Origin of the sequence: Dyadobacter sandarakinus, from assembly GCF_016894445.1 — a bacterium.
Taxonomy (GTDB): domain Bacteria; phylum Bacteroidota; class Bacteroidia; order Cytophagales; family Spirosomataceae; genus Dyadobacter; species Dyadobacter sandarakinus.
Map to the genome: position 1 here is coordinate 3,141,988 of NZ_CP056775.1, position 25,476 is coordinate 3,167,463.

At 49.4% G+C, this 25,476-nt stretch carries 21 protein-coding genes; 13 read left to right on the top strand and 8 right to left on the bottom strand.

The window, feature by feature from the left end; all coding sequences use genetic code 11:
* Positions 1 to 85: 85 nt before the first annotated feature.
* Positions 86 to 2,638, bottom strand: a complete 2,553-nt coding sequence (locus HWI92_RS12645) for a TonB-dependent receptor (RefSeq protein ID WP_204655573.1) — start codon at positions 2,636 to 2,638, stop codon at positions 86 to 88.
* Between the two features lie 156 nt (positions 2,639 to 2,794).
* Between HWI92_RS12645 and HWI92_RS12650 the strand changes: the two genes are divergently transcribed.
* Both HWI92_RS12650 and HWI92_RS12655 read left to right on the top strand, forming a co-directional pair.
* Positions 2,795 to 3,100: a DUF3817 domain-containing protein gene (locus tag HWI92_RS12650; protein WP_204655575.1), complete on the top strand. Its 306-nt coding sequence runs from the start codon at positions 2,795 to 2,797 to the stop codon at positions 3,098 to 3,100.
* A gap of 32 nt (positions 3,101 to 3,132) precedes the next feature.
* Positions 3,133 to 5,307, top strand: coding sequence for a DUF5916 domain-containing protein (locus HWI92_RS12655; RefSeq protein WP_204655577.1), 2,175 nt, complete (start codon positions 3,133 to 3,135; stop codon positions 5,305 to 5,307).
* A 3-nt stretch (positions 5,308 to 5,310) separates the two neighbouring features.
* On the opposite strand, the gene HWI92_RS12660 is transcribed toward HWI92_RS12655, so the two are convergent.
* A complete protein-coding gene (locus HWI92_RS12660) occupies positions 5,311 to 6,705 on the bottom strand; it encodes a leucine-rich repeat domain-containing protein (protein WP_204655579.1) in 1,395 nt (464 codons plus the stop codon).
* Between the two features lie 116 nt (positions 6,706 to 6,821).
* Entirely contained in the window at positions 6,822 to 7,796 is a 975-nt protein-coding gene (locus HWI92_RS12665) for a polyprenyl synthetase family protein (protein ID WP_204655581.1), read from the bottom strand.
* Positions 7,797 to 8,123: 327 nt separating this feature from the next.
* Here HWI92_RS12665 and HWI92_RS12670 point away from each other — a divergent pair, with 327 nt between their 5' ends.
* Positions 8,124 to 8,999 carry a glycerophosphodiester phosphodiesterase family protein gene (locus HWI92_RS12670; protein WP_204655583.1) on the top strand — a complete coding sequence of 292 codons (876 nt, stop codon included), beginning with the start codon at positions 8,124 to 8,126 and terminating at the stop codon, positions 8,997 to 8,999.
* Between the two features lie 50 nt (positions 9,000 to 9,049).
* Here HWI92_RS12670 and HWI92_RS12675 read toward each other — a convergent pair whose 3' ends face one another.
* Entirely contained in the window at positions 9,050 to 12,400 is a 3,351-nt protein-coding gene (locus HWI92_RS12675; RefSeq protein ID WP_204655585.1) for a TonB-dependent receptor, read from the bottom strand.
* Positions 12,401 to 12,851: 451 nt separating this feature from the next.
* On the opposite strand from HWI92_RS12675, the gene HWI92_RS12680 reads away from it, so the two are divergent.
* Positions 12,852 to 13,628 (top strand): alpha/beta fold hydrolase, encoded by a 777-nt coding sequence (locus tag HWI92_RS12680; protein WP_204655587.1) that lies wholly within the window; start codon positions 12,852 to 12,854, stop codon positions 13,626 to 13,628.
* Here the strand turns inward: HWI92_RS12680 and HWI92_RS12685 are convergent.
* Positions 13,621 to 14,049 carry a hypothetical protein gene (locus HWI92_RS12685; protein WP_204655589.1) on the bottom strand — a complete coding sequence of 143 codons (429 nt, stop codon included), beginning with the start codon at positions 14,047 to 14,049 and terminating at the stop codon, positions 13,621 to 13,623. The genes HWI92_RS12680 and HWI92_RS12685 overlap by 8 nt on opposite strands.
* Positions 14,050 to 14,125: 76 nt before the next feature.
* Here HWI92_RS12685 and HWI92_RS12690 point away from each other — a divergent pair, with 76 nt between their 5' ends.
* The 5 genes from HWI92_RS12690 to HWI92_RS12710 all read left to right on the top strand — a co-directional run bounded on the left by HWI92_RS12690 (position 14,126) and on the right by HWI92_RS12710 (position 18,190).
* The gene (locus tag HWI92_RS12690; protein ID WP_204655591.1) at positions 14,126 to 14,830 is read left to right on the top strand and encodes an SAM-dependent methyltransferase; all 705 of its coding nucleotides are present in this window, start codon (positions 14,126 to 14,128) and stop codon (positions 14,828 to 14,830) included.
* Between the two features lie 125 nt (positions 14,831 to 14,955).
* The gene (locus HWI92_RS12695; protein ID WP_204655593.1) at positions 14,956 to 15,669 is read left to right on the top strand and encodes a hypothetical protein; all 714 of its coding nucleotides are present in this window, start codon (positions 14,956 to 14,958) and stop codon (positions 15,667 to 15,669) included.
* 92 nt (positions 15,670 to 15,761) lie between these two features.
* Positions 15,762 to 16,400: an MBL fold metallo-hydrolase gene (locus tag HWI92_RS12700; RefSeq protein WP_204655596.1), complete on the top strand. Its 639-nt coding sequence runs from the start codon at positions 15,762 to 15,764 to the stop codon at positions 16,398 to 16,400.
* 3 nt (positions 16,401 to 16,403) lie between these two features.
* Positions 16,404 to 17,102 (top strand): CDP-diacylglycerol--serine O-phosphatidyltransferase, encoded by a 699-nt coding sequence (gene pssA, locus HWI92_RS12705; protein WP_204655598.1) that lies wholly within the window; start codon positions 16,404 to 16,406, stop codon positions 17,100 to 17,102.
* A gap of 86 nt (positions 17,103 to 17,188) precedes the next feature.
* Positions 17,189 to 18,190 carry a beta-ketoacyl-ACP synthase III gene (locus HWI92_RS12710; protein ID WP_204655600.1) on the top strand — a complete coding sequence of 334 codons (1,002 nt, stop codon included), beginning with the start codon at positions 17,189 to 17,191 and terminating at the stop codon, positions 18,188 to 18,190.
* A 53-nt stretch (positions 18,191 to 18,243) separates the two neighbouring features.
* On the opposite strand, the gene HWI92_RS12715 is transcribed toward HWI92_RS12710, so the two are convergent.
* Entirely contained in the window at positions 18,244 to 18,603 is a 360-nt protein-coding gene (locus tag HWI92_RS12715; protein WP_204655602.1) for a CoA-binding protein, read from the bottom strand.
* A gap of 158 nt (positions 18,604 to 18,761) precedes the next feature.
* Here HWI92_RS12715 and HWI92_RS12720 point away from each other — a divergent pair, with 158 nt between their 5' ends.
* The gene (locus tag HWI92_RS12720; protein ID WP_204655604.1) at positions 18,762 to 19,334 is read left to right on the top strand and encodes an NUMOD4 domain-containing protein; all 573 of its coding nucleotides are present in this window, start codon (positions 18,762 to 18,764) and stop codon (positions 19,332 to 19,334) included.
* 6 nt (positions 19,335 to 19,340) lie between these two features.
* On the opposite strand, the gene HWI92_RS12725 is transcribed toward HWI92_RS12720, so the two are convergent.
* Positions 19,341 to 19,637, bottom strand: a complete 297-nt coding sequence (locus HWI92_RS12725; protein ID WP_204655606.1) for a HesB/IscA family protein — start codon at positions 19,635 to 19,637, stop codon at positions 19,341 to 19,343.
* Positions 19,638 to 19,784: 147 nt separating this feature from the next.
* Here HWI92_RS12725 and HWI92_RS12730 point away from each other — a divergent pair, with 147 nt between their 5' ends.
* Together HWI92_RS12730 and HWI92_RS12735 are read left to right on the top strand one after the other, a co-directional pair.
* Positions 19,785 to 20,303: a DUF7935 family protein gene (locus tag HWI92_RS12730; protein ID WP_204655609.1), complete on the top strand. Its 519-nt coding sequence runs from the start codon at positions 19,785 to 19,787 to the stop codon at positions 20,301 to 20,303.
* Between the two features lie 17 nt (positions 20,304 to 20,320).
* Complete coding sequence (locus HWI92_RS12735; protein WP_204655611.1) at positions 20,321 to 22,729, top strand: endonuclease MutS2; 2,409 nt, start codon at positions 20,321 to 20,323, stop codon at positions 22,727 to 22,729.
* 62 nt (positions 22,730 to 22,791) lie between these two features.
* Here the strand turns inward: HWI92_RS12735 and HWI92_RS12740 are convergent, their stop codons facing one another.
* Positions 22,792 to 24,042, bottom strand: a complete 1,251-nt coding sequence (locus HWI92_RS12740; protein ID WP_204655613.1) for an MFS transporter — start codon at positions 24,040 to 24,042, stop codon at positions 22,792 to 22,794.
* A gap of 239 nt (positions 24,043 to 24,281) precedes the next feature.
* On the opposite strand from HWI92_RS12740, the gene HWI92_RS12745 reads away from it, so the two are divergent.
* A complete protein-coding gene (locus HWI92_RS12745; RefSeq protein WP_204664516.1) occupies positions 24,282 to 25,415 on the top strand; it encodes a Gfo/Idh/MocA family protein in 1,134 nt (377 codons plus the stop codon).
* The last annotated feature ends 61 nt before the right edge of the window (positions 25,416 to 25,476 follow it).

Sequence of the window (25,476 nt, forward strand, 5' to 3'; positions counted from 1 at the left end):
CCGGTGTTTGCAATGATATAGTTCTTAAAAACAAAAAGGGGTTCAGCAAGCTGAACCCCTTTTTGTTTAACAACACTTTGTTCCGTCAGAACCTGAACCCTAACCTGGCAAAGTAAAAAGCACCATTGCTACCCATCTGTACGGGATCCCAGGCACCTCCCGACTCTGTCAATGCCGGCAGCGACATATCAGGATAAACATTGAGCAGGTTGCTGGCACCGAGTGACAGGGAGATGTTTTTGGTAAACTTGTAATTCACCGTCACGTCGGTCTGCACTTTCGGAGCATATACATCCTGCTCATAATCCCAGTTCGTCAGCCGGATTTCACCAAAGTGTATCAGACGCACCATAAAGCTCCACTTGTCCACGGAGTAGTCCAGCGTAAGGTTGATTTTGGAAGGCGGTGCCGACGAAAGTACAAAGCGTCTTTCGCGGTCATCGAAATAAATATCCTCCTTACCGGCAAGTTTGGGCACCGTATTGACCGGACCCAGTTCCATCCAGTTGAAGTTGGCAGCCAGCGTTGAACTCAGCCTGCCAGCACCAAGCGGCATATTGTGCGCCACAATCACATCCAGACCTTTGGTCGTTGTATAAGCCAGTGCATTGGTAAAAAACTGCGCTTTTCCCACCCGCAATGCACGCAGCAGACTACCTATTTCTTTATCATCATCACTGAACTGACCGGTCAATACTACGCGGTCTTTTACCTTTACATAATAACCATCCACCGTCACCGACAATCGCGCCGAGGGTGTATAAGTAAGTCCCAGGCTGGCATTTTGTGAAGTTTCCTGTTTGAGCTGCGGGATACCCAATGCCTGGGTCACAGCGCTGTTATTGTTTGCCAGCAGTACTTCCACCGGCTGACCATTCACAAAGTTGGTAAAGGTTGAATTGAAATACTTCTGAGCCAGCGACGGTGCCCGGAAGCCCGTACTCACCGATCCTCTTGCCGCAAGGGCATCAGTGATCTTGTACCTCAATCCCAACTTTCCATTCACAGTACTTCCGAAATCACTGTAATTTTCAAAGCGTCCTGCTATGTCTATCAGCAGGTTTTTGGTGACGTCTGCTTCCAGGTCAAGATATGCGCCTACATTCGAGCGGCTTTTATTGGTCACATCCGACGGGCTGTACCCTGGAAATCCCTGTGACCCGCCTGCCTTCGCAGGATCATAATTGTAATACGATGCCCGCTCTCCTGCAAAAATCTTGTAGCGCTCCGTCCGGTATTCTGCCCCGAATGCAACATTCAGCCCCTGCAGAATATTCTTGTAGTAGCGCGACACATTGAGGTTTGAAACATTTTGCCCGAGCTGAAAACCACCTGCATCAAACTCCGTCTGCGATAGCGGCCCGAATGATGCATTGAGTGAGTTCTCAACCCCGAAATGAAACTTGTTAAAGCCATACGTATTGCTCACATCAATGTCCCACGAGCGCCACACGCCGCGGAAGCCTCCGGTAACTGCGCGGTCGTCAATCTTACTGGTAATAATCGGGTCAAATCCATTGGGATAAATGGATGGGATATTCCGGTCATCGTCGGCAAAGCGTGTCCAGGCATAAGCATCTCCATTGCGGCGGTTGAGTCCGCCAAACGTGTAAAACTGCACGTTTTTGCCCAATGGTATTTTCGCGTTATAGTACAATGCTGCATTGCCCATCTTAGGGTCGCCGTACTGCCGCCTTGCCAGATCCGCCTCGCTGCTGACCGTATTGGCCCGGTTGGTATGGTCGCGAAAGTTGTAGTCGGCCGTCACATTTACAAAGCCCTTTTTTGCGATGGCCACCCCATAGTTCAGGTTTACATTATAATTTAAACCATCAAACTTTTTATTGTCAAACCGGTATTTGGCCTGGTAAATACCTGCATTTACATTGGCAGAAAGCTGATTTACGGTTTCTTTCAGTACGATGTTGATCACCCCGGCAATGGCGTCGGAGCCGTATTGTGCCGATGCTCCGTCGCGAAGGATTTCAATGCGCTCGATGGCTGCGGCAGGAATTGCATTCAGGTCGGTACCGGTATTGCCCCGCCCGCGCGAGCCGAACAGGTTAACGAGGGACGACTGGTGCCGGCGTTTTCCATTGATCAGGACCAGCGTCTGGTCGGGGCCCAGCCCGCGGAGTGAAGCCGGATCTACGTGATCCGCACCGTCTGAGCCGGTCTGGCGGTTAGAATTGAAAGAAGGAGCCGCAAACTGAAGAAGCTGGTTTACATCCAGCTGACCCTGCCGGGTGGTTACCTCCCGTATGTCGATCACGTCCACAGGCGCAGGTGTGTCTGTGGAAGAGCGGTTAAGATTACGCGATCCTACCACAGTCACCTGGTTGAGTACCGTCGCATTTTCCATCTGAAAATCCTGCGTACCACCGGCTCCTACGGCACGCTCGATGGTGCTGTATCCCACATAAGTCACCACAAGTACGGCTGCGGGTCCCAACACATTCAGCGAGTAGGTACCGCCGGCATCGGTGATGGTACCATTGCCAGAACCCCTCTGTACAACCGACGCTCCCACCAGCACATCGCCGCGCTCGTCCGTAACTTTTCCGGTTACCGTGATGCTTTGAGCTACTGACCAATAAGTGAGAAGTACAAAAAGTAATGTTGTTAAAGTTTTATTCATTGATATTGAAGTTTAAACAGCCTGGCGGCAAATTAGAAAATAATTGATGATTATCTTTTTGAACAACGAAACAACATTCTTGAAAAAGCACTACTTACCAAATCGCGAATACGTATCTTTACAACCGGATTTCCAAGTTTGTTTACAATTACCCCCATGGTTTCTTCCCTGTTAAAATCACCCCTCGGCCGCCTGCGCATTGTTGCTTTCCTGGAAGGTATCTCCTACCTCGTACTGCTGGGAATTGCAATGCCGCTGAAATACCTGGCCGGAATGCCGCAGGCTGTACGTGTAGTAGGCATGGCCCACGGCGTACTGTTTGTCTTATTTGTGCTCCTCCTGGTACAGGTTGCCATTGAGCACAGCTGGTCATTCAAAAAATCGATCCTGTCCTTCATTTCTTCACTGGTACCCTTCGGCACTTTTTACGCTGATGCCCGCTGGTTCAGAAATTCTATTTAAATACCCCTGATTCCTAAAACTACCTGAACCCCGTGCGATCCGTTTTTACCTTAACAATCCTGTGCTTTTTTCTTGTACTGCAAAGCTTAGCCCAGAAACCCAATGAAAACTACCAGTACCACATTCACGGCGCCACTTCCGAGGTGACCGTCGACGGAGTACCCGACGACCTTGCATGGAGCAATGCCGAAACTGCGAAGGATTTTTTCATGATCACGCCCATGGATACCAGCTTCGCACGGGCGCTCACCGACGTGAAAATGTGCTATGACAGGCAAAACCTGTACATCCTGGTCGTCAACTACAAGCCGGTGAAGGGATCCATTATCGTGGAGTCTTTGAAAAGGGATTTTTCATTTGGGAAAAATGATAACTTCCTGCTCTTCATGGACACCTTCGACGACAAAACCAATGGTTTTTCGTTCGGGGCCAATGCAGCGGGTGCTCCCTGGGATGGGCAGCAGGGCGACGGTGGTACCGTGGACCTGAGCTGGGACAACAAGTGGGTGAGCTCCGTCAGGAATGATGACGACAAATGGGTATGGGAAGCTGCAATTCCGTTTAAAAGCATCCGGTACAAGCCCGGTATTACACGCTGGGGCATCAATTTTAGCCGCCAGGACCTTACTATTTCTGAAAAATCGGCCTGGGCACCTGTGCCGCGGCAGTTTCCCTCTGCGTCGCTGGCCTACACCGGCGTGCTGGTGTGGGACGTGCCGCCTCCTAATCCGGGCCCCAACATTTCCGTTATTCCCTATGCGGCTACCCGCTTAACCAAGGATTACGCCAACGATCGTCCCAATAAATACAAGCCTGCCATTGGCGGGGATGTCAAAATAGGACTTACTCCTTCCCTTAATCTGGACTTGACGGTTAACCCCGACTTTTCACAGGTTGATGTGGATGTGCAGCAAACCAACCTGGACCGCTTTGAACTCTTTTTCCCGGAGCGGCGGCAGTTCTTCCTGGAAAACGCCGACCTTTTCGCCAATTTCGGGTACGCTACCATTCGTCCTTTTTTCTCCCGGAGGATAGGTTTGGGAGTTCCCATCGAGTTCGGTGCGCGCATGAGCGGCAAGATCAACAAGAACTGGCGCATCGGGGTACTCGACGTGCAAACTTCGTCACAGGACAGTATTTCGCCCCGCAACAATTATGCGGTATTTGCGCTGCAAAGGCAGGTACTTGCCCGCTCCAACATTCGCTTTCTTTTTGTTAACCGGGATGCGATCAACTACTCTCCCGAGAAATATGCGCAGACCAACAAGTACAACCGTAACATAGGTGCGGAGTTCAACCTCGCGAGTGCTAAAAACCTCTGGACAGGAAAGGTACTTTTGCTCAAATCGTTTACGCCCGGCAAATCGTCAGACGACTTCACCCACGCAGCGGACCTGAAATTCAATCGTGCCAACTTCTTCTGGCAGTGGCAGCATGAGTATGTAGGCAAAAACTACAATGCAGAAGTGGGCTATGTGCCCAATGCGGTGCGGATGGGTTATTACAAAATCAGTCCCAACATCGGCTACCTGTTTTTTGTAAAATCAAAAAGGATTATCAGTCACGGGCCCAAGCTGGTCAGTAATGTATACTGGGATAAGAAGTTCGACCTGAGTGACCGTGAATTTATTCTTTCCTACAACCTCAACTTTATCAACCGCGCCACTATAGCCGTGTGGGGATCGAGCAATTATGTACGGCTCCTGCGTCCGTTTGACCCTACCAACCTGGGCAGCTTCACGCTCGCAACCGGTACCGAGCACAACTGGAAGGCAACCGGATTTGACATTGTGTCAGGTCCTCAAAACAGACTTACCTACGCAGCATCGGGCATTTTGGGCGGCTATTACCAGCATGGGCGGCGCAATAACCTGCGGGCTGAGCTTGGCTACCGCGTGCAGCCTTATGTAGCCATTACGATGGCCGGTAACTATAACGACATCAGGCTGCCGGAACCCTGGAACAGGACGCAGCTGTGGCTGGTAGGTCCCCGGGTAGATGTTACATTTACGAATACCCTGTTTTTCACCACCTTCATGCAGTACAACAACCAGGCTGATAACATTAACCTGAATGCCCGTCTGCAATGGCGCTACAAGCCTGCGTCCGACCTTTTTATTGTTTACACAGACAATTACCTGCCTGAGAATTTCAGGGTTAAAAACCGGGCGGTAGTGCTCAAATTCACCTACTGGTGGAATCTCTGAAACTTAGTAAAAGACTTCAATGTGGCGGCTTTTAAGCTGGCCGAGCTGGCGGCTGTACTTGTCCTCGGAATCTTTTTGCAAAAATGGGTTGCCGCGAAGGTACAGCTTGCCGAGGTTCTGAATTTTTAAGAGTTGCTCAGGAAATTCAGGAAAATTGTTGGAAGACAAGTCCAGCTCGCTAAGACGCACAAAGGACGTCAGCTCGGAGGGAAAAGTAGTGAACCAGTTAAACCCAAGATCCAGGATTTTCAGATTTTGCATGTTCACAATGCTGGGTGGCAGCTTACTCAGGCGATTGTGGTGCGCATAGAGCGTGTGCACGCTGGCAAGCTTGTCAATGCGCTCCGGCAGCTCCTTCAGCTGGTTGTGTGAAATGGCCAGATGCGTCAGCTTTTTCAAATTTACAATACTTGCCGGCAGCGATTCCAGCTTGTTGTAATACAAATCCAGCACTTCCAGATTCCGCAGCTTTTTAATCCCTTTGGGCAGAACGGTGATGTCTGCCCGGTACAGGTTGAGGTCCCGCAGCTTTTTCAACTTTCTGAAACTCTTGTTGGAAAGATGGTCTGCCGGGTTATATCCAAGCCAAAGCGTTTGCAATGACTTGCAACGCTGTACCGCGGCCGGAATGTCGTGCATTCCGTTCTTTTGCAGGTTCAGCCATTTCAGGGATGTGTTTTTTGAAATGCGAATCTCTTTGGAATCCAGCACATTCCGGCTCAGATCAATGTGCCGCAACTTCGGCAGGCGCTTCATATTGATACTAGCCGATTTCAGGTCATTGTCATCCAGCATCAGCATTTGAAGGTTGGGGAAGCGGTAAATTACATCCGGAACCTCGGTCAGCAAGCTTCTCGATAAATGCAGCTTACTAACCTTTAATGTATCCTGGGCAGCCAGCGCACTGGCAAGTCCAAACACAGTGCTGTCTTTTTTTACACCGGAGGGAAATGCCTGTACATCTGAAAATGTGCGGTATATGGATTTGGAACCGGCATTCCGGGAGGAGATCACCTCATTAAGAAAAGCCGGCAGCTTCGCTTCCAATACCCGGCCGAGTGAATCTGCGCCGGGTGCCGGCTTCATGCTACCCTCACCGGCAACCGGCATAAATTCGTACAAAACATAGTCAACTCTGCCTTCGGCATTCAGGTAAATGCTGCACCAGAGATTCAGATCAGTCATGCGATCGAGGGACAAAGCAGACTGTACGGCACTTTTCATGCGCGCCTGCACACTGAATGGCGTTTCGAGCATGACGCCTGTACGCGTGGCATAATCAGAAAGTTGTTTTTTGGGAAGACCGAGGGAATCTGCTTTTATGCGGCTCATCACAACCGGCTGCGCAAAGAGGACGGCGCTGGAAAATGCCAGGATCAGGGTAAGAAAGCATTTCATGACGGTCAGGAATGAGTAAAGATTACCTATACAACCCGGTGCCGGTTCAAATTATTTCAAATGCCTGCTGATTTTCTCAGGATATTCTAAATCAGATGAGTACCCGATTGCTGTGCTTATTTGCTACGTTCGATCGTATATTGAACAAGTTGTTCCAGCGACTGCCGGTAGGGCGAATCTGCAAATTCGTACAGGATGGTACGGGCTTCTTCGACATAGCGCTGCATTACTTCCTGAGCATAGCGCAGCCCACCCGATTCTTTTACGTATGCAATCACTTCATTCACTTTCTTGGGCTTGTGGCTTTCGTTGCGGATAATGTTAATGATCCTGCGTTTTTCCAGCCAGGCTGAATGATTAAGTGCATAAATGAGGGGTAGGGTCATCTTTTTTTCCTTAATGTCAATGCCCAGCGGCTTGCCGATTTCGTCTTCACCGTAGTCAAAAAGGTCGTCTTTGATCTGGAAGGCCATTCCCACCTTTTCACCGAATGCATGCATACGCTTTACATCGTCGGTGCTGGCTTTCACGGAAGATGCTCCCACCGCACAGCAGGAAGCGATCAGGGAGGCGGTTTTCTGACGGATGATCTGATAATAAACTTCTTCGTTGATATCGAGGCGACGGGCTTTTTCTATTTGCAGAAGCTCTCCCTCACTCAGTTCCCGCACGGCTGTAGACACAATTTTAAGCAACTCAAAATCCTCATTGTCAACACTAAGCAAAAGTCCGCGGGAAAGCAGGTAGTCACCTACCAGTACGGCTATCTTGTTTTTCCATAATGCATTGACCGAAAAAAAACCGCGGCGGTAATTGGAGTCGTCCACCACGTCATCATGAACGAGTGTGGCGGTATGCAGGAGCTCGATCAATGCACCTCCCCGATAGGTTGATTCCTGGATTTGCCCGCATACACCCGCCGAAAGAAACACGAACATGGGCCGTAGCTGCTTGCCTTTTCGTCGCACGATATAGTTCATGATCTGATCCAGGAGCATTACATCGCTTTTCATGAACTGACGAAACTTGTGCTCGAAAGCCTTCATTTCATCTGCAATAGGAATTTGGATTTCCTTGATCGAAAGGGCCATATTAGAAATAAAAGGCGATCAGCGCCTACCGGACTACAATCTTCAAATTTGGAACAAAATCTCCTGTTTATACCTATTTTGCTTTGAAAATGTTTAAGATTGGTGGAGGAGAGGAAGGAAGGAGGAGGAAGGAGGAAGGGAGGAAAGGAGGATGGAGAAAGAAAAAGAGAACTCCTGTAAATATTCACTCAGTCATTCAATCATTCATCATTCCCCAACTCACTCACTCACTCACTCATTCACTCACTACCCATTCAACAATTCAGTCATTCAATCATTCAATCATTCAAACATTCCCCAACTCACTCACTCACTCCCCCCACCCCCATGACCAAAAACCTAAAAACCACCCTCCTCGCCATGATGCTGCCGGCTTTGTGCTTCGCGCAGGATTGTGATTTTACAAAGCCGGGCGCGCTGCAGGCCTTCCTCAAACCCGGTCAGCGCAACGCACCCCTGATTATGGCACATCAGGGTGGTACCGAAGACGGCTTTCCCGGAAACAGCATGGCAACGTTTGAGCGTACCTATGCCAAGGTACCCTGTGTATTGCTGGAATTTGATGTAAGAATGACCGCAGACAGCCTCCTTATCATATCGCACGACGACGAGCTGTCGGGCAAAACGAACGGGAAGGGCCTGCTGAGCAAAACGAAATGGAAAACAGCAAGCAGGCTCAAACTCAAAGATGCTTTCGGGGCTATTACCGAGTTTCCCATCCCTACCCTGCAGCATGTGCTGGCTTGGAGCAGGGATAAAAATCTGGTTCTGATTGTGGACAAAAAGCCTGAGACCGACATCCGGCGCACGATTGAAATGTTGAGAGCGACGGAAAACCTGGCCAAGTCTGTGCTGATCTGCTACTCCCTGGACGAGGCAAAAACAGCTCACCGGCTTGCCCCTGACCTGATGCTTGCAGTAGGCTTCAACTCCCGAGACCATATTGATGCGGTAGCCAAGTCGGGCCTGCCGGCTGAGCGCCTTGTCGCACTCACGCCGAGAGACCTGCAGGACAGCCCGTTTTATGACAAAATTCATGAAATGAACATTGTGGCCTCGCTGGGAACAAACGGGAACATAGATACCCTGAGGACCGATGTTTCAAAGCCTATGTATCAGAAGCTATGGGAAAGTCGCGGGCCGGACATCATTTGTACCGACAATCCGGTTTTTGTAAACAGCTTGTTTGTCAAAAAAGAATAAAAAAAAGAGGGTCCTGCCAAGCGGGACCCTCTTTGCTAAAAGGCAAAAAACTAGTTAAAAATGTACCGGATACCGATCTGTGCCTGCCAGACGTCGTTGATCGTTTGTGATTTTACAAATGCGTCACGAACCAGTACCGGCTCTCCATTGATCACCTGCGTACCCATCCGGTAGGTTGGAACGCCGTCCGCGGTTACTGCTGCAAAATTAAGCGGGTTGGACTGGGTACTGTTTGATGAAACAGTCACCTGGTTGCCAACTCCCCATTTGTTGCTGATCATGTTACCGACGTTGAAAATATCGGCACGGAGACGGATGATGTTCTTTTTCTGCTTTGCACCCACTAGTACGTAGAAATCCTGCTCTACGGTAAAGTCAAAACGTGTCAGCCACGGATAAGCACCGCCATTGCGCTCGGCGTATTTGCCTTTTCTTTTTGACAAATACGGATGATTGTCAATGTATTTCTGGAATGCTTCGGTTTGCTGCTCCGGCGAGAATGTGTAGCTTTTGCCATTTACAGGGGTCGTCAATGTAGTAAATGCAATATCCGACGCCTGTTTTGGAACGAAGATCAGGTCATTGTTCTGTCCGTCACCATTCATATCCGTGGCGCTGATGTAAGATATTTTGGTACCGCTTGATGATACACCACCCAAAGTGAACATGGTAGCACCACCGAACTTCCCGCCATATTCTTTACGGTAAGTGACGTAACCCACAAAGCGGTGACGAACATCATTACCTGAATAAGCCAGGTCAAGGTAGTTCAGACCATTTACCGTAGGAACGTTACCTTCCACAGTACTCGACACCGAAGCAAGGTCTTTCGCTTTGCCGTAAGTATAACCGATCATTCCTCCGAAACCGCGGGTAGCCGGCTTTTCAAGTTTGGCAGTCAGCGAGTACGAGTAGCCTTTGTTGGTGTTGGTGAGTACGTAAACATTCGAAACCGTATTGTTGACCAGACGCGCGTTGGTAGCAGGTACTCCTGAAAGACCGGATGCAGGGAAACGATCACGGGAATCTGCTCCGGCAAACTGTGCCTCAGGTGCTTTCAGGTTGACGTCCAGGTAGCGCAGAGAATTGTAGTTTTTATTCAGAATACCCTCGACAGTTCCAATGATGCCCCAGCCAAGCTGCTGGTCGATACCAATGTTGGTTTTCCAGATTTGCGGGAATTTCAGGCCTTCGTCAGATGCATTGACCTGGTAGCCACGAAGGGGACCTGTAGTTGTCGGATTGTAAACCGAAGGATTCAGTGTGAACGGATACGCTACGGTGTTGTTCGCTCCGATCGTTGCAGAGTTCACACCATTGTTACCCAGCTGGTTGGAAATCAGTACATAAGGAACCCGCGAAAGGAACAAGCCCGTTCCACCGCGAACCTGCGTGGTACGGTCACCCTTTACGTCCCAGTTGAAACCGATACGCGGCGACAGGTAAATACGTGACTTTGGAACATTACCGGTATTTACATTATACGGTTTATTGTCCGGATCACGGAACTCGATACCGGCCACTTCCGCATTGTAATACTGTTTGGAAGTATTCGGCATATTGATGTAGTCTGCACGGAGGCCGACGGTCAGCTTGAAATTGGGTGTAGCCTGGTAATCATCCTGTGCGTACAAGCTCATGGTTTGTGTTTTGAAAACCTGCCATGGAGCCGCACCACCCGGAAGCAGGGAGTAGCGATAGTTGAAGCGCACCAGGGTATCAGGAGCTACCGTCAGATCAGGATTCGCCAGATAGGCATTGGCTGCATTTTTGAAGTCCTGGATTGAGCGGAATACAAAAACTCCATTAGAAGTCGGGAAGAACAGGTTGTTTGATTTGAAATACTCGTAAGAAGCACCGACCGTAATGGTGTTTTTACCTGCAAAGTAGGTCAGGTTGTCGGTAATGTTCAGCGTAGAGTAATCCAGGCGGTTGTTCGGTGTGAACGGATCGGAACCAATCGTGGTGTAGGTTGATCCGTCTTTTTGTATTTCAATGGTCGGGAAGATCGGCGCTTTGTACTTGCGGTCCTCGATCTGCTTGTTGAAAGTTCCAATGAAGGTATTGGCAAATTTACCGCCGAAATTGGAGTTCAGCTCTGCTACAAAAGAGCGGGTATTATCCTGGATGATGTAGCCGGTATTTTCGGGAGAAATGGCCGAAAGCGAGTTGGTACGGTTACCAAATCCCGCCGTGTTACTGCTGTTGCTCTGGCTGATAAGCACGTCAGAGTTCGAGTCGTGGTGCGAGTAACGAAGGGTCAGCTTGTGCTTGTCGCTGATGTTATAGTCAATGCGGCCAAGAAACTTGTTGCTCTTGTTTTCATTATTGAAACCGTCCAGCGCGCCTACGTTGTAGTTGAACTTTTCCTGCATAAAGGCAGCCAGATCCTGCATGTCGGCCAATGTAGTACGCGAAACATTATTGCCTGTCTGTCCCCTGTTCAGCGCAAAGTCCAGTGCCGGGCTCGAACGCTTCACAAATTCACCATTGACAAAGAAGAAAAGCTTGTTCTTCACGATCGGGCCACCCAGGCGGAAACCCGTAGTTGTTTCATTGAATTTGGCCACATTTACAGGATTACCATCCGCCTTGTCGCCCGCCAGGTTCTTGTTTTTGAAAAAGTGAAAAACCGAGCCTGAAAATTCATTCGTACCCGAGCGGGTTACTGCATTGATACCCGCACCCGCAAAACCCGACTGACGTACGTCATAAGGTGCAATGTTGATCTGCACTTCTTCAATCGCATCAAGCGAGATTGCCGTGGACCCGGTACGACCGCCGGCCTGCGCTTCATTACCCAGACCAAAACCGTTGTTGAAAACGGAACCGTCAATTGTAAAGTTGTTGTAACGGCTATCCTGCCCGCCAAACGAGCGACCGTTGCTGTACGCATTGTATTTGGTGATATCATTCAGGGTACGGCCTAGCGTGGGAAGGCTGGTAATCAAACCTTTGTTGAATGTAGTCGCTGCTCCGGTGCGGTCCGAGCTGAAAATGTCGCTGCCCGCGCCAGTTACCACTACTTCGCTCAACTGGTTGCTTCCGTCCTGCAGATCAAAGTTTACATTGGCCGCAGTTCCGAGATTGGCGAAGATGTTTTCCTGGGATTTATCCGAAAAACCCACAAAGGATACCGTCACCGTGTAAGGTCCGCCTACGCGAACTGCCGGAATGGTGTACAAGCCCTGCTCGTTGGTGATGGAGCCGTACTTGGAACCCGAAGGAACGTGCACTGCCACGACGGTCGCGCCCGGGAGAACATCTCCTTTGCTGTCTGCAACACGTCCGGTGATAGCTGATGAAGTGACCTGTGCCATGGCACCAGGCGCTAAAAACGATAATAGAAAAATGACCAGCGCACAACACGCTGCCTTGAAAAGTAAACTTTTCCCGTTCATAAACTTTGGTGATTTGTTTGTAATAGTTGGTAGGACCATCGGGGGTTATGCATAATACTTACTGCAAAATAATACGATTCTTCTTTTAGAAACAAAAACCAGATTCCTACTAAAATGCAATACTAAAAGACGTAACTATCTGATTTATTGAAATAATGCACGAAACTGTACCAATAATTCAATATTCCTGTTTTAAGGATTTGTTAACTTTACCAGGCCTGCCGGATGTATGCCAGGTACCTTTTCCGGCCGCTGGCTCAGCTTTCGGACAGGATGTGAGGAAGGGGATTGTGCTGCCGCAAAATGATGTTACCCGTATGTTAACTTTGGCTGAAAGTATTTCTTTCATTTTGAAAATAACAGGCACCTTGTGAACCTGGCAGCAGTTTTGCCGCTTATTTCAAATAACGTGCCTGCACATGGCAGGCGCAATCAATCCGTTTAAGGTACTATGCAGCTTAATTTCAAAAAGACCGGAGATACCGGCAAACCACTGATCATTCTTCACGGCGTATTCGGGTTTCTGGATAACTGGCTGACCATCAGCAAAACCATTGCGGATCATGGTTACCAGGTATTTCTGGTAGACCAGCGGCACCACGGCCGCTCGCCCCACGAAGGGCCGCTCGACTTTCCTACATTTGCCTCCGATCTGAAAGCATTTATCGAAGACCAGGCACTCGAAAATCCGATCCTCGTCGGACATTCTATGGGTGGAAAAACGGTGATGCAATACGCAGTTACCTATCCCGGGACTTTCGAAAAGCTCGTGGTGGTGGATATAGCGCCCAGGTCCTACCCTATTCACCATACCGATATTCTCCGTGGTTTGAATGCGATAGAGCTGGCTACACTTGCCAGCCGGCACGAGGCGGATGAGGTACTGAGCCGCTATGAGCCTTCGCTGACAGTGCGGCAGTTCCTGCTAAAAAACTTGTACAGAAAAGACGACGGCGGATTTGGCTGGCGCTTTAACCTGCCGCTGCTCACGACCGATATGGGCAATGTAGGCGCCCCGGTTGAAAGCGATGTGCAAATAAAAACCCCGGCATTGTTTATGCGGGGCGCAAAGTCTGATTACATCCTGGATGAGGACTGGGAAGCAATCCTGGCTATTTTTCCAAATGCGGTGCTGGAAACGATACCCGACGCCGGACACTGGATTCAGGCCGAGCAGCCAAAACTATTTGTAGAAAAACTGATCAGCTTCCTGGAAAAACCTATCTGACGTACCGCAGCCGGGGCATGTTACAGGGTGTAACAACTATTTCGCTGCCGCTCAGTTCTATGTCCCATGTGGAGCACGATACGCAGTTGACACGGGCACACATCGGATTGGGCGGTACCGGGGACGTAGGTTTGATTTCAACAAGGTTACCATTCAGAATCAGGGAATTGGGTGAACAACACCGGGGAAGCCCTGTGGCACTCATGATCACCCCGTCATTCCTGAACACCAGCGTATCTACCTCCGCAGCCTGTACGTTTTCCCAGGTTTTCTGAGCAGTAACACCCTTTTCCACTGCTTTAAGGTACCACCGGCCCGACAGGCCGTTTGCCTGGGTAAAGGACTGTATCGTATCCATATTCTTTTCTCGGCATGCAATTGCGCACCACAATACAAGGCTGGCGTATAACAGAGTTCTCATTGTTTTTACCTTTGTCATGCTTTGATGATCCAATTCAACCGGTGAAGGTTGGAATAATGCCAAAATAATCTGACCTATGACCAGTGAGCGCATATCCCTGTTTTTGATCCCCACCATCCTGGCAGAAGGCACCCACCAGAACGTGCTGTCTCCCCAAATAGCTGAGACAATTTTACACCTGGACACTTTTTTCGTAGAAAATATTCGCACCGCACGCAGGTTCATCAGCAGCCTTAAATTGGGGAAAGTAATTGACGGGCTTGAATTTATAGAACTGACAAAAGATACTCCCGAGCTGACTACTTTCGAAAATCTGAGAAGCCTGACCCACAATGCAGGTATCTTGTCCGAAGCAGGCTGCCCCGGCGTGGCCGATCCGGGCGCAGTGGCGGTGGGCTTTGCCCATGATCTTGGCATGCGGGTGATACCCCTGGTAGGTCCGTCATCCATTTTGCTGGCGCTGATGGGCTCAGGCATGAGCGGGCAATCCTTTGCTTTCCATGGATACCTCCCGATCGACAAGGCTATGCGAAAGAAAGCCCTGCAAACCTTGGAAAGAGAGGCAAGACAACGCGGGCAAAGCCAGATTTTCATGGAAACCCCATTCCGTAACAATCAGCTGCTGGAAGCTGTGCTGGAAACCTGCCAGCCCGACACCCGCCTCTGCATTGCCGCAGACATTACAGGACAGGAAGAACTGATCAGGACCTTACCCGTCACCAAATGGAAGCAGTCGCGACCCGATCTTCATAAGAAACCAACCATTTTCATCATTGGTTAAAACCCATTCAATCAGCTTCTTTCGCATTTTGGACACAGAAAGTACATTTTTCTTTCCAACCCGGCGCGTGTAATTATGCTCCTATCAGCAGACTCACGTTTATGTTTTACCTAAATGATTTTGCCATGAGAAAGTGGTTGCTTTATGCAGGAATGGTCATTACACTATTTGTCTCGGGGTGCAATGACAACGGAAATATCAACACAACGACCATCATCGACGCTAATTTTCAGACCGGCGTAGATGGCTGGACGCCGGGCTTTTCCGAGTTTTCAACGGACACAGACAGTGCCACCCTTCAAACAGCCGCCGGGGTTGCCCGACTTCCGAAAGGATTGGATACAACCCAGTATGCGATGCGGATGCAAGCGCAAAACGGGAGTGACGACATGTTTATGTTTCTGAAAAAGAAAGTGAGCGGGTTTGTACCCAATCAAACCTACAACATCAACATTGAACTCACACTTGGCACACAGTACCCTGCTGCCAGCATGGGCACCGGCGGTTCTCCGGGCAGTTCCGTGTACCTCAAAGCCGGCGCTTCACCCATTGAACCCGTAGTAAAGCTCGACAAAGGGTTTTACCATTTTTCTCTGGATAAAGGTCAGCAGTCCCAGGCCGGGAAAGATGCCGTATTGCTGGGAGATGTGGCCAATGGAGAAGAAGATTTCGTGTACCGGCTGGTACAACGCTCTAATGCCGGTAAGCCGATCTCTGTAAAAGCCAATGCAGCAGGCGAAATCTGGTTTTTTGTCGGTACCGACTCGGGCTTTGAAGGCCTGAGTATTTTCTACTACGACCGCATTCGCATTACTGCCACTGAGCAGTTGCAGGATTAAGCGTTAAAAAACGCTGTAAAAAGGCCGGAGCTAAGGTTTGCAAACTGTTTGCTAACTTAGCCCCGGTCTTTTTACATTACTGATCCTGCACAATGGTCCGCATACAATCGTTTGTCTTCAATCCCTTTTCTGAAAATACCTATATACTGTCTGACGAAACGGGCGAAGCGATTATCGTGGATCCGGGTTGTTACGAGCGGGCGGAGTTTGATGAGCTCGACCGCTATCTGAAAGCGGAGAATCTGAAACCTGCAGGCATCTTCAACACGCATGCCCACATTGACCATGTGCTGGGCGTAGCCGAAATCAAGCGAAAGTATCAGATCCCGTTTTACCTGCACCGCCTGGACGAACCGCTGCTGAAAGCCGTAAAGGCCTATGCTTCCAATTACGGCTTTGCGCGCTTCGACGAACCTGAAATTGATGGCTACCTGGACGAGTCAACACCGGTTACCTTTGGAAATACGAAGCTGAAAGTACTTTTTGTGCCCGGGCATGCGCCGGGGCATGTTGCATTTGTGAGCGATAATGACCGGTTTGTAATCGGCGGTGATGTTTTGTTCCGCATGAGTATCGGGCGTACGGACCTGCCCGGAGGCAACCTTCCTACCCTGCTCAGCAGCATCCGCACGCAGCTTTTCACACTGCCTGATGATTATAAGGTATACGCCGGCCACATGGAGCCTACGACCATAGGTTTTGAAAAGAAAAACAACCCTTTTTTCCGATAGCACATGATCCGCCGTAACATTCCCAATGCACTCACCTGCGGAAACCTGCTTTGCGGGTGCATCGGTGTCGTGGAAGCATTCCATAATAACCTGCTGCTTTCCTGTGTACTGACAGGTATTGCGCTCATTTTTGATTTTCTTGACGGTTTCCTCGCACGCCTGCTCAAAGCGTCTTCCCCTATCGGTAAAGACCTGGACTCACTGGCAGACATGGTTACATTCGGCCTGCTGCCTTCCATTATCATGTACCAGCTGCTGATGCAGAGCATACCCGACCTGTTTGGAATATGGAAAGCCTATCTCGCATTTATCATTGCCATTTTCTCGGCCATACGCCTCGCGAAGTTTAACAACGATCCCCGCCAAAGTGATACGTTTATCGGTGTCCCTACCCCGGCGAATGCAATGCTGATTTCATCTCTTCCTTTTATCGTCCACACCCGGGACGCATACTGGAAAACGCTGATCATCGATACCAACCATTTGCTGATCCTCACCGTGGTCATGTCTGTCCTCCTGGTTACCGAGGTGCCCCTGATTGCGCTGAAATTTAAGAACTTCGGCTGGAAAGGCAATGAAGCCCGGTACGTGCTGATAGCGCTCACCGTGGTATTGCTTGTATTTCTGCAATTTCTGGCTATTCCGGCTATTATGCTGCTCTATGTCGGCCTGTCTGTCCTTGATAATCTGAGAAAAAAGTAAAAGCACTGCTGGCCCGGCGTTTTTATTGCAAATTTGTATAGCTGCACACTATATATTCCTGACATCATGCATTGATTTTACAAAAAATGACATTCTCCCGAATAACCGGCCTCGGCTACTATGTGCCTGCCAACGTAGTCACCAATGATGATCTGAAGCAATGGATGGATACGTCCGATGAATGGATCAGGGAGCGCACGGGCATCCGCGAAAGGCGCTACTTCGAATACGGAAAAGATACCAATTACAGCATGGCGGCCGAAGCGTCGCGCCAGGCACTGGACCGTGCAGGCCTGCAACCCGGCGACATTGACGTGATCGTGTATGCGACGATTACCCCCGATTACTTTTTCCCGGGATCAGCTTTTCTCATGCAGCGCGAGCTGGGTATGGAAGGCAAGCCCGTGATCGACATCCGCGAGCAGTGTTCCGGTTTTGTATATGCATTATCCATTGCCGATCAGTTTATCAAATCGGGTATGTACCGGTCGGCTCTGGTGATCGGGTCAGAAATACAATCAAGCTGGATCGATAAGAGTACAGCCGGCAGAAGTACGGCGGTGATTTTCGGCGACGGTGCAGGAGCAGCCGTTTTGGTGGCCAGCGAGGATGCCGGCCATCGCATCCTGTCTACCCACCTCCATGCCGACGGTCGTTTTGCAGAAGAATTGTATGTAAAAGAACCTGGCAGCAGTCGTGCCGGCAGGCCTGTCAGTCATGAAATGCTGGAAGAAGGAGGCTATAATGTATATATGAACGGCAATGCTGTTTTCAAGCACGCTATTGCACGGTTCGGGGAGGTTATCATAGAGGCGCTGCATGCAAACGGGCTCAAACCAGAGGACATAGACCTGCTGGTACCCCACCAGGCCAACATCAGGATCAGCGAGTATGTACGGCAGCAACTGCAGTTGCCGGAAACAAAGGTTGTCAACAACATCGAGCGTTTCGGTAATACCACCGCCGCATCTATTCCGATAGCGCTGGCCGAAGCCTGGGAAGCCGGTCGTGTGAAGGAAGGCGGGCTGGTGTGCCTGGCTGCATTCGGGAGCGGCTTCACCTGGGCGTCTGCGCTGATCCGCTGGTAAGGTACCCGGCCGCCGCAACGTCCTGGCACAAACCATTGTATATACGTTTGAAATTAATATTGTCCGACCGAAAGCATGACCAAAGTACAGCCTTCTATTGGTATGATATTTTTATCAGCCAACATGTTTTCAAATTCAGGATTTTCGGTACCAGGGTTGAAAATTACGCGTTTAGGGTTCAAAGAAATGATGTAGTCGTAATATTCGGGCTGGTGGCTGGAATTAATGTAGAGTGTTACCGTATCTACATCTTTCCAGTCAATCTTCTCCAGGTGAATTTCCTCCTGCACGGCAAATCCTTTTCTGCGGCCCAGTAATAATACCGGGTGCCCGTAATTTTTGAGTTTTTGTGCTGCCAGGTATGCGTACCTGGACGGGTTTGAGGTTGCTCCAATGATCAGCGTGCGCTTCATATTCGTAAAGGTTGTTTTGTTAAACAGAAGAAATACTATCCCTATAAGGACCAAACAACAACAAAAGAATGCCAGATCGTCCCGGCACCGGCAGGCCGGCAGGCATGGTTATATCAATTTGGAAAAACCTTTTACACCTAATTATTATCCTTATCACAATGAATGAGTCAAATGCAAGTCGGAGTTTCTGGAATGAAAAGTGGGCAAAAATCAACTTCGACGAAATCGAGAACGCTCCTCATTACGAAGTTTCCAATTACGGGAGATTGAAAAGCTTTCAGAACAACCCGAAAGAAGGTGTAGTGATAAAGGGCTCAGTCATACAGGGTTACCGATCATTAAACATACGTGTGGCTGGCGGAAAAACCATTAACCGCTATGTGCATAAGCTGGTTGCAGAGCATTTTGTAGACAAGCCCGGCGATACGCATAACTATGTGATTCATGTAGATTTTGACAAACAAAACAACTACTATGAAAACCTGCGCTGGGTTACGAAGACAGAAATGATCGAGCATAACCGTGAAAACCCTGCTTTTATCAACCGGGTCATTCCACGCCGGACAAAGAACTACAAGCTGACAGAAAGCAAGGTGAGAATCATCAAGAAGCTGCTTAAAAATGACAATAACCGCCTGAAAATGATTGCAAAGCAGTTTGGTATTACCCATACGCAGCTCAACCGTATCCGCTCGGGAGAGAACTGGAAGCACGTTACTATCGAAGAATAGGCCGGCTCAGGAGCGGCCAGCAGTGGACACCGTATATCCGCTCCCGTTCACGCCTTCTTCATAATCTACCGATACACCTATGACATACATCAGGTGGCGCTTATCGATCAATACTTTAATTCCTTCTATGATATAAGTCTGGTCAAATTCTGTGGGGGTGTCAAAGCCTAAAAGAAATGTGCCGCTGCATGCACCACCCCGCATCCCCACCCTGAGCCCATAGGTTTCGGGGATTTTATTGGCTTGCAGGGTAGACCTGATTTCAAGCCGGGCATTCTCAGTCAGCTGGATCGGATTTTCCATTTATTTGTAATTCCTGCGCAATTATCTCCCATCAACAACAATCGGATGTAATCCATTCGCGCTTTTCTTGTAAATCTGCCCTAAATACATGTAATCGTTTTAATTTTGTTTCTGTTTTTGAGACAAAATCAACAATGTGATTGCTTTATGGATTATTTATGGTTACTAATTGTTCTGCTTATTGCTGTGGCTGTGATCTATGGCACTTACCTGACAATTACAACGGTAGCAGAAAAAATATTTGAAAAACAAAGATGGGAGATCAGGAGCAAAAATGTAGAAATAACACTTCCACTCCGGCTTCAGGCTTATGAACGCATGTGTATTTTTTTGGAAAGAATTTCACCTAATAACCTGTTGCTCAGGACGACTGTGACGGCCACGTCTGCGGTAGAGCTGCAAGAAATTGTGCTGATGGAAATCCGGAACGAATACAACCATAATGTCGCCCAGCAGCTTTATATGAGTCAGGGAGCCTGGGAGCAGGTTACAGCAGCCATGAACGAGACCGTGGCCGCGATCAACCAGGCAGCGGCCCAGGTACCCGCAGAAGCTCCTGCTGCCGAGCTGGCTAAACAAATTTTTGCACAAATCATGGGGCAGGAAGCACAGCCCGTAACGCGCGCACTCGGCGTGCTAAGAGAAGAGATCAGAATGCTCTTCTAAAATCAGAAAAAAACGAAATGTTATATCCCAATACAATAGAACAAAAACTGGGTTTCGACAAACTCAGGGACTGGCTTCGCGGAGCCTGCATCAGCCCGCTTGGGCAGTATTATGTCGAGAAAATAAGATTTTCGGACAACTTTGGCATGGTTGAGAAGCTGGTCAGTCAAACTGCCGAGATGCAGAAAATACTTTCCACAGGGGAGAATTTTCCATCCCAGAACTACATTGACGCCACACCTTACCTGAAAAGGGCACAGATTGAAGGAATGCTGCTCACGCAGACTGAATTTTTTGATCTGAAAGTTTCGCTGCTGACCATCCGCATGTGCCTCCGCTTTTTTGAGTCGCAGGAGCCGGAAGCTTTTCCTTTGCTCGGTGAATATGCGAAGACCATCCGTGTGGAAAAAGCAGTAACCGATTCCATCGACCGCATGATCGACGAGCGCGGACAAATCCGTGACTCGGCCTCCCCTGAACTTTCCCGCATCCGCAAGAAGCTGATCTCCGAACAGGCGGGCATCCGCAAAAAGCTGGACACGATTTTACGTTCAGCCAAAAGCAGCGGCTGGGTAGGCGATGACGTGTCGCTCACTGTTCGTAACGGAAGGATGGTTATCCCCGTCGCGGCTGAGCATAAGCGCAAGTTGCGCGGGTTTATTCACGATGAGTCTGCTACGGGACAAACCGTTTTTATTGAACCTACGGATGTATTTGAGTCGAACAATGAGATCCGCGAGCTCGAATACGAGGAGCGGAGGGAGATCAACCGCATTCTTATGGAGCTTACCAGCTACCTGCGGCCTTTCGTACCCGACCTTCAAAAGGCGTATATGTTCCTTGGCCTCATGGATTTTCTCAGGGCAAAGGCCCGGCTGGCAGCAGAAATGAATGCGATCAGCCCGGCATTTTACAACCGGCAGTTTATCGACTGGCGCCAGGCACGTCATCCCCTTTTGCATTTGTCTTTCCAGAAACAGGGAAAAAAGGTAGTGCCGCTCAACATTGCGCTGGATGAAAAACAACGGATCCTGATCGTTTCAGGACCGAATGCCGGTGGAAAGTCCGTTTCGCTGAAAACCGTAGGGCTGATCCAGTACATGTTTCAGTGCGGACTACTGGTACCGGTTGCCGAGGATACGTCCATGGGCTTTTTCCAGAATATCTTTATTGATATTGGTGACGAGCAATCGCTTGACAATGATCTGAGTACATACAGCTCGCACCTTACCAACATGCGCCACTTCCTGACGCTGGCTAACAAACGCACACTTTTTCTGATTGACGAATTCGGTACCGGAACAGAACCCGGCCTGGGCGGAGCGATTGCCGAGGCAATTCTCGAAAACCTCACCCGCTCCGGCGCTTATGGTGTGATCAACACGCATTACACCAACCTGAAAGTACTTGCAGACAAAACGGAGGGACTGGTAAACGGAGCCATGCGCTTTGACGGCGAGCACCTGGAACCCCTCTACCAGCTTGAAATAGGCCGGCCGGGCAGCTCCTTTGCATTTGAAATAGCCTCAAAGATCGGCCTGCCCAATGCCGTGATCGACCGGGCCAAGGAAAAGCTGGGTACGCAGCAGGTAAGTTTTGAAAAACTGTTAAAAGAGCTGGATATCGAGCGACGCGTATTTGCTGAAAAAAATATCGAAGCAGGTATCAAGGAGCGAAAGCTGGCGCAGCAGCTGGCCAGCTATACCCTCCTCAAAGAGAAACTTGAAACCAATGAAAAGCGGATCGTGAATGAAGCCAAACTGAAAGCTAAAAATCTTATTTCAGATGCAAACCAGCTCATTGAAAACACAATCAGGGAGATTAAGGAGAACAAGGCAGAGAAAGAAAAGACCCGCACTGCCCGCACAGGACTTGAAAACTTCGGCAAACAAAATCTCAAACTGGAAGAAGTAGCTGCGCCGGTGGCGGAAGAAGAAGTATTTGAACCCGAGGTTGGCGATATTACTCCTGGAAGCTACGTCCGTATTACAGGCCAGACTGCCGTAGGTGAAGTACTTTCAATCAAAGGCAAAGACGCTGAAATACGGATTGGGGAGCTTAAATCGAATGTAAAGCTGAACCGCCTCGAAAAGGTATCCAATAAGACCTACCGCGTAGCCACAGGCGAAAAGAAAGTTAAAACCGCCGCACGCGGCATTGACCTGAATGAGCGCATGCTCAATTTCAGCTTCAATCTTGATATGCGGGGCAAACGCGGGGAAGAAGCTTTGGGCCTGGTGGATCAGTTTATGGATAACGCCATTATGCTCGGGTATGATGAGCTCAGGATCGTACATGGCAAAGGTGACGGTATTTTGCGCACGCTTGTCAGAAATCACCTGCGCACGTATCCGCAGGTGGCCGGCATGACCGACGAGCATCCCGACCGGGGTGGCGCGGGAGTCACGATTGTGAAGTTGAAATAGTAAGCATAAAACAAAAAAGGTAGACAGCTCGCACTGTCTACCTTTTTTTATGTCGTGGCTGATTACAGCTGCGGTTGTTCTGCTACCAGAGTTTCTTCAACATGTCCGCCCTTCGGATTTCCTGCCCAGAACCAAAGCACTGAGAACAATACGATCAGGATAATGGGGAAAGTAAGCATCGTTGACAAGGTTTCCTGACCAGCTGCCAATTCCAGTGCAGAACCGCTGAGTCCCTGCGCAGCGTACTCCGCATGCGCCTTGTCGATCCAGCTACCAATGAAAGGCTGGAAGATCGAAGTGGAAAGCATACCTACTCCACCAATGATGGACATCCCCAAAGCGCCGCTCAATGGAACGCGCTGTGCTACGAAGCCAATTACAGTCGGCCAGTTGAAACATACGCCCAAACCGAAGATGACGGCAGCCAGGTAGGCGGCAGGGCCTGTCACGGTGCTGAAAAGGTAGATGCCAATGGCAGCCAGGAACGCTCCGCCTAGCAGAACACCTGTTTGACCTACTACATCCACAACCGGACCTGTAAAGAGGCGTCCTAATGTCATTACACCAAAGGTGAGCGCCAGTACAAGCATTGGATCTGCGCCACTGCTGTTCAATACCACGTTCACCCACTGGTTAGGACCAAATTCCGTAATCGCAGTCAGTGCCATGCAGCAGAAAATGAAGATATAAAGCGGAGTAAGCATCGCCTGGAAGTTTTTCGCCAGCGAAGTAACACCTTCTACTTTTGGTCTTGGGAAAGCCTGACCGAAGAACAGGAATGCATAAATCACCGTAGGGATCATCAGCACCCAGATTTGTGTCTGCCACGAAGCTCCTGCATCGGTCATAAACTTGGATATAAGGCTTCCGATGACAATACCGCCCGGGAACCACATGTGGAACCGGCCAAGCATTTTGTTCAGCTTGCTGCTGGTGTACATATCGGCGATCATCGGGTTACAGGCCGCTTCTGTACAACCGTTACCGAAACCGATGAAGAATGTCGAGATAAGAAGTCCCATGTACCCGCCGGCATAGATGGTCAGCAAAATACCGACGGTATGCGCTACAACAGCAACCTGCATGATGATTTTTGGCCCGATCGAGTGGTAAACAATGCCACCGATCACCATCGAAATGGGGAAGCCAAAGAAGAACATGGAGTTGATAAAGCCCAGCTGCTCTGCGGTCAGACCGAATTCCGTTGCAAGCTGGGGAAGGATACCCGCCCTGATGCTGAAAGAAAAGGCTGTGGTGATAATCGCGAGACAGCTGGCATTAAAAAGTCTGCTGCTGTTAATGGTTTGAGCCATTGGAGTAAAGGGTTAAAAGAAGTTAAATGATAAACTGCTGACGGGAAGTCGTTTTTATTTTATTAATTCCCTGAAAAAACAAATAAAGGGCATTTCTACTGATGAGGATGCCCCTGACCCAATGTTTTTTGAGCGTGAAATTTATATTTGTAAGAAGTAAGAGTCATCTATACTACTCTTTAATATTGTAAAATCTTTTTCAAAACTTTAAACCAGTACGAATGTCACGTAAGATCAGGATGGGCATGGTTGGAGGCTCCCTCGACGCATTTATCGGCGGGGTACACCGGCGTGCAGCGATCATGGACGGAGAAATAGAGCTTGTTTGCGGGGTATTCAGCTCCGATCCGGTCAAGTCGAAAGATACAGGTAAAGCGCTTTATCTTCCGGATCACCGGGTATACGGCGACTATGAGGAAATGATCGCAAAGGAGAAGGAACTGCCGGAGGGTGAGAGAATGGATTTTGTGGCCATTGTGACGCCCAATCACATGCACTTTGGACCTACTAAGCTTGCGCTGGAAAATGGATTTCATGTGGTTTGCGATAAACCGATCACGCTGAATACTGAAGAAGCCGAAGAGATCGTCGCGCTGGTTGAAAAAACAGGGCTGGTCTTTTGTCTTACCCATAATTACACCGGCTACCCGATGGTAAAGGAAGCCAAAAACCTGATTGCGTCAGGGGCGATCGGCGAGATACGGAAAGTCATTGTGGAATATCCGCAGGGCTGGCTCGCTACCCTGGTAGAGGTGACCGGCAACAAGCAGGCAGCCTGGCGTACCGATCCCAAGCGCTCCGGTGCTGCCGGCGGGCTGGGCGACATCGGTACACATGCCGAAAACCTGGCTGAATACATTACAGGATTGAAAATCACCCAGGTATGTGCCGATCTCACAATCTTCGTGGAAGGCCGCCTGCTGGACGATGATGCCAATGTGCTGCTGCGCTTCAATAATGGTGCAAAAGGTATCCTGCAAAACAGCCAGATTGCCAATGGGGAAGAAAACGACCTGAATATCCGCGTTTACGGCGAAACGGGCGGGCTGCAATGGAAACAGCTGGAACCTAATACTTTAATCCATAAGACTAACCAGGGCGCGCGCATTATCCGCACAGGTGTGGGCAATCTTTCCAAAGCCGCACAGGTGCATACCCGCATTCCTGCCGGTCACCCGGAGGGATATTTTGAAGCCTTTGCGAACCTTTACCGCAACTTCGCCATCCAGCTGCGTGCCTACTGGGATGGTACCAAAGCGGATCCCGTGTATGACTTCCCTACGGCCCAGGACGGCCTGAGAGGAATGAAGTTTATCGACACGGTGATCGCTTCCAGCAATTCGGACACGAAGTGGACGGATTTTTCAGCATAGAACTCAATTAACTCTTTACAGTTTTTCTTCCGGCTCACCGGATTGTTTTTCCACCTATTTT

Excerpts from the sequence above, each read along its gene's own strand:
- HWI92_RS12660 (WP_204655579.1), bottom strand. The coding sequence starts at position 6,705 with ATGAAATGCTTTCTTACCCTGATCCTGGCATTTTCCAGCGCCGTCCTC.
- HWI92_RS12690 (WP_204655591.1), top strand. The coding sequence starts at position 14,126 with ATGACCAGTGAGCGCATATCCCTGTTTTTGATCCCCACCATCCTGGCA.
- HWI92_RS12720 (WP_204655604.1), top strand. The coding sequence starts at position 18,762 with ATGAATGAGTCAAATGCAAGTCGGAGTTTCTGGAATGAAAAGTGGGCA.
- HWI92_RS12650 (WP_204655575.1), top strand. The coding sequence starts at position 2,795 with ATGGTTTCTTCCCTGTTAAAATCACCCCTCGGCCGCCTGCGCATTGTT.
- HWI92_RS12745 (WP_204664516.1), top strand. The coding sequence starts at position 24,282 with ATGGGCATGGTTGGAGGCTCCCTCGACGCATTTATCGGCGGGGTACAC.
- pssA (WP_204655598.1), top strand. The coding sequence starts at position 16,404 with ATGATCCGCCGTAACATTCCCAATGCACTCACCTGCGGAAACCTGCTT.
- HWI92_RS12645 (WP_204655573.1), bottom strand. The coding sequence starts at position 2,638 with ATGAATAAAACTTTAACAACATTACTTTTTGTACTTCTCACTTATTGG.
- HWI92_RS12700 (WP_204655596.1), top strand. The coding sequence starts at position 15,762 with ATGGTCCGCATACAATCGTTTGTCTTCAATCCCTTTTCTGAAAATACC.
- HWI92_RS12735 (WP_204655611.1), top strand. The coding sequence starts at position 20,321 with ATGTTATATCCCAATACAATAGAACAAAAACTGGGTTTCGACAAACTC.
- HWI92_RS12680 (WP_204655587.1), top strand. The coding sequence starts at position 12,852 with ATGCAGCTTAATTTCAAAAAGACCGGAGATACCGGCAAACCACTGATC.
- HWI92_RS12685 (WP_204655589.1), bottom strand. The coding sequence starts at position 14,049 with ATGAGAACTCTGTTATACGCCAGCCTTGTATTGTGGTGCGCAATTGCA.
- HWI92_RS12725 (WP_204655606.1), bottom strand. The coding sequence starts at position 19,637 with ATGGAAAATCCGATCCAGCTGACTGAGAATGCCCGGCTTGAAATCAGG.
- HWI92_RS12715 (WP_204655602.1), bottom strand. The coding sequence starts at position 18,603 with ATGAAGCGCACGCTGATCATTGGAGCAACCTCAAACCCGTCCAGGTAC.
- HWI92_RS12670 (WP_204655583.1), top strand. The coding sequence starts at position 8,124 with ATGACCAAAAACCTAAAAACCACCCTCCTCGCCATGATGCTGCCGGCT.
- HWI92_RS12710 (WP_204655600.1), top strand. The coding sequence starts at position 17,189 with ATGACATTCTCCCGAATAACCGGCCTCGGCTACTATGTGCCTGCCAAC.
- HWI92_RS12695 (WP_204655593.1), top strand. The coding sequence starts at position 14,956 with ATGAGAAAGTGGTTGCTTTATGCAGGAATGGTCATTACACTATTTGTC.
- HWI92_RS12665 (WP_204655581.1), bottom strand. The coding sequence starts at position 7,796 with ATGGCCCTTTCGATCAAGGAAATCCAAATTCCTATTGCAGATGAAATG.
- HWI92_RS12675 (WP_204655585.1), bottom strand. The coding sequence starts at position 12,400 with ATGAACGGGAAAAGTTTACTTTTCAAGGCAGCGTGTTGTGCGCTGGTC.
- HWI92_RS12740 (WP_204655613.1), bottom strand. The coding sequence starts at position 24,042 with ATGGCTCAAACCATTAACAGCAGCAGACTTTTTAATGCCAGCTGTCTC.
- HWI92_RS12730 (WP_204655609.1), top strand. The coding sequence starts at position 19,785 with ATGGATTATTTATGGTTACTAATTGTTCTGCTTATTGCTGTGGCTGTG.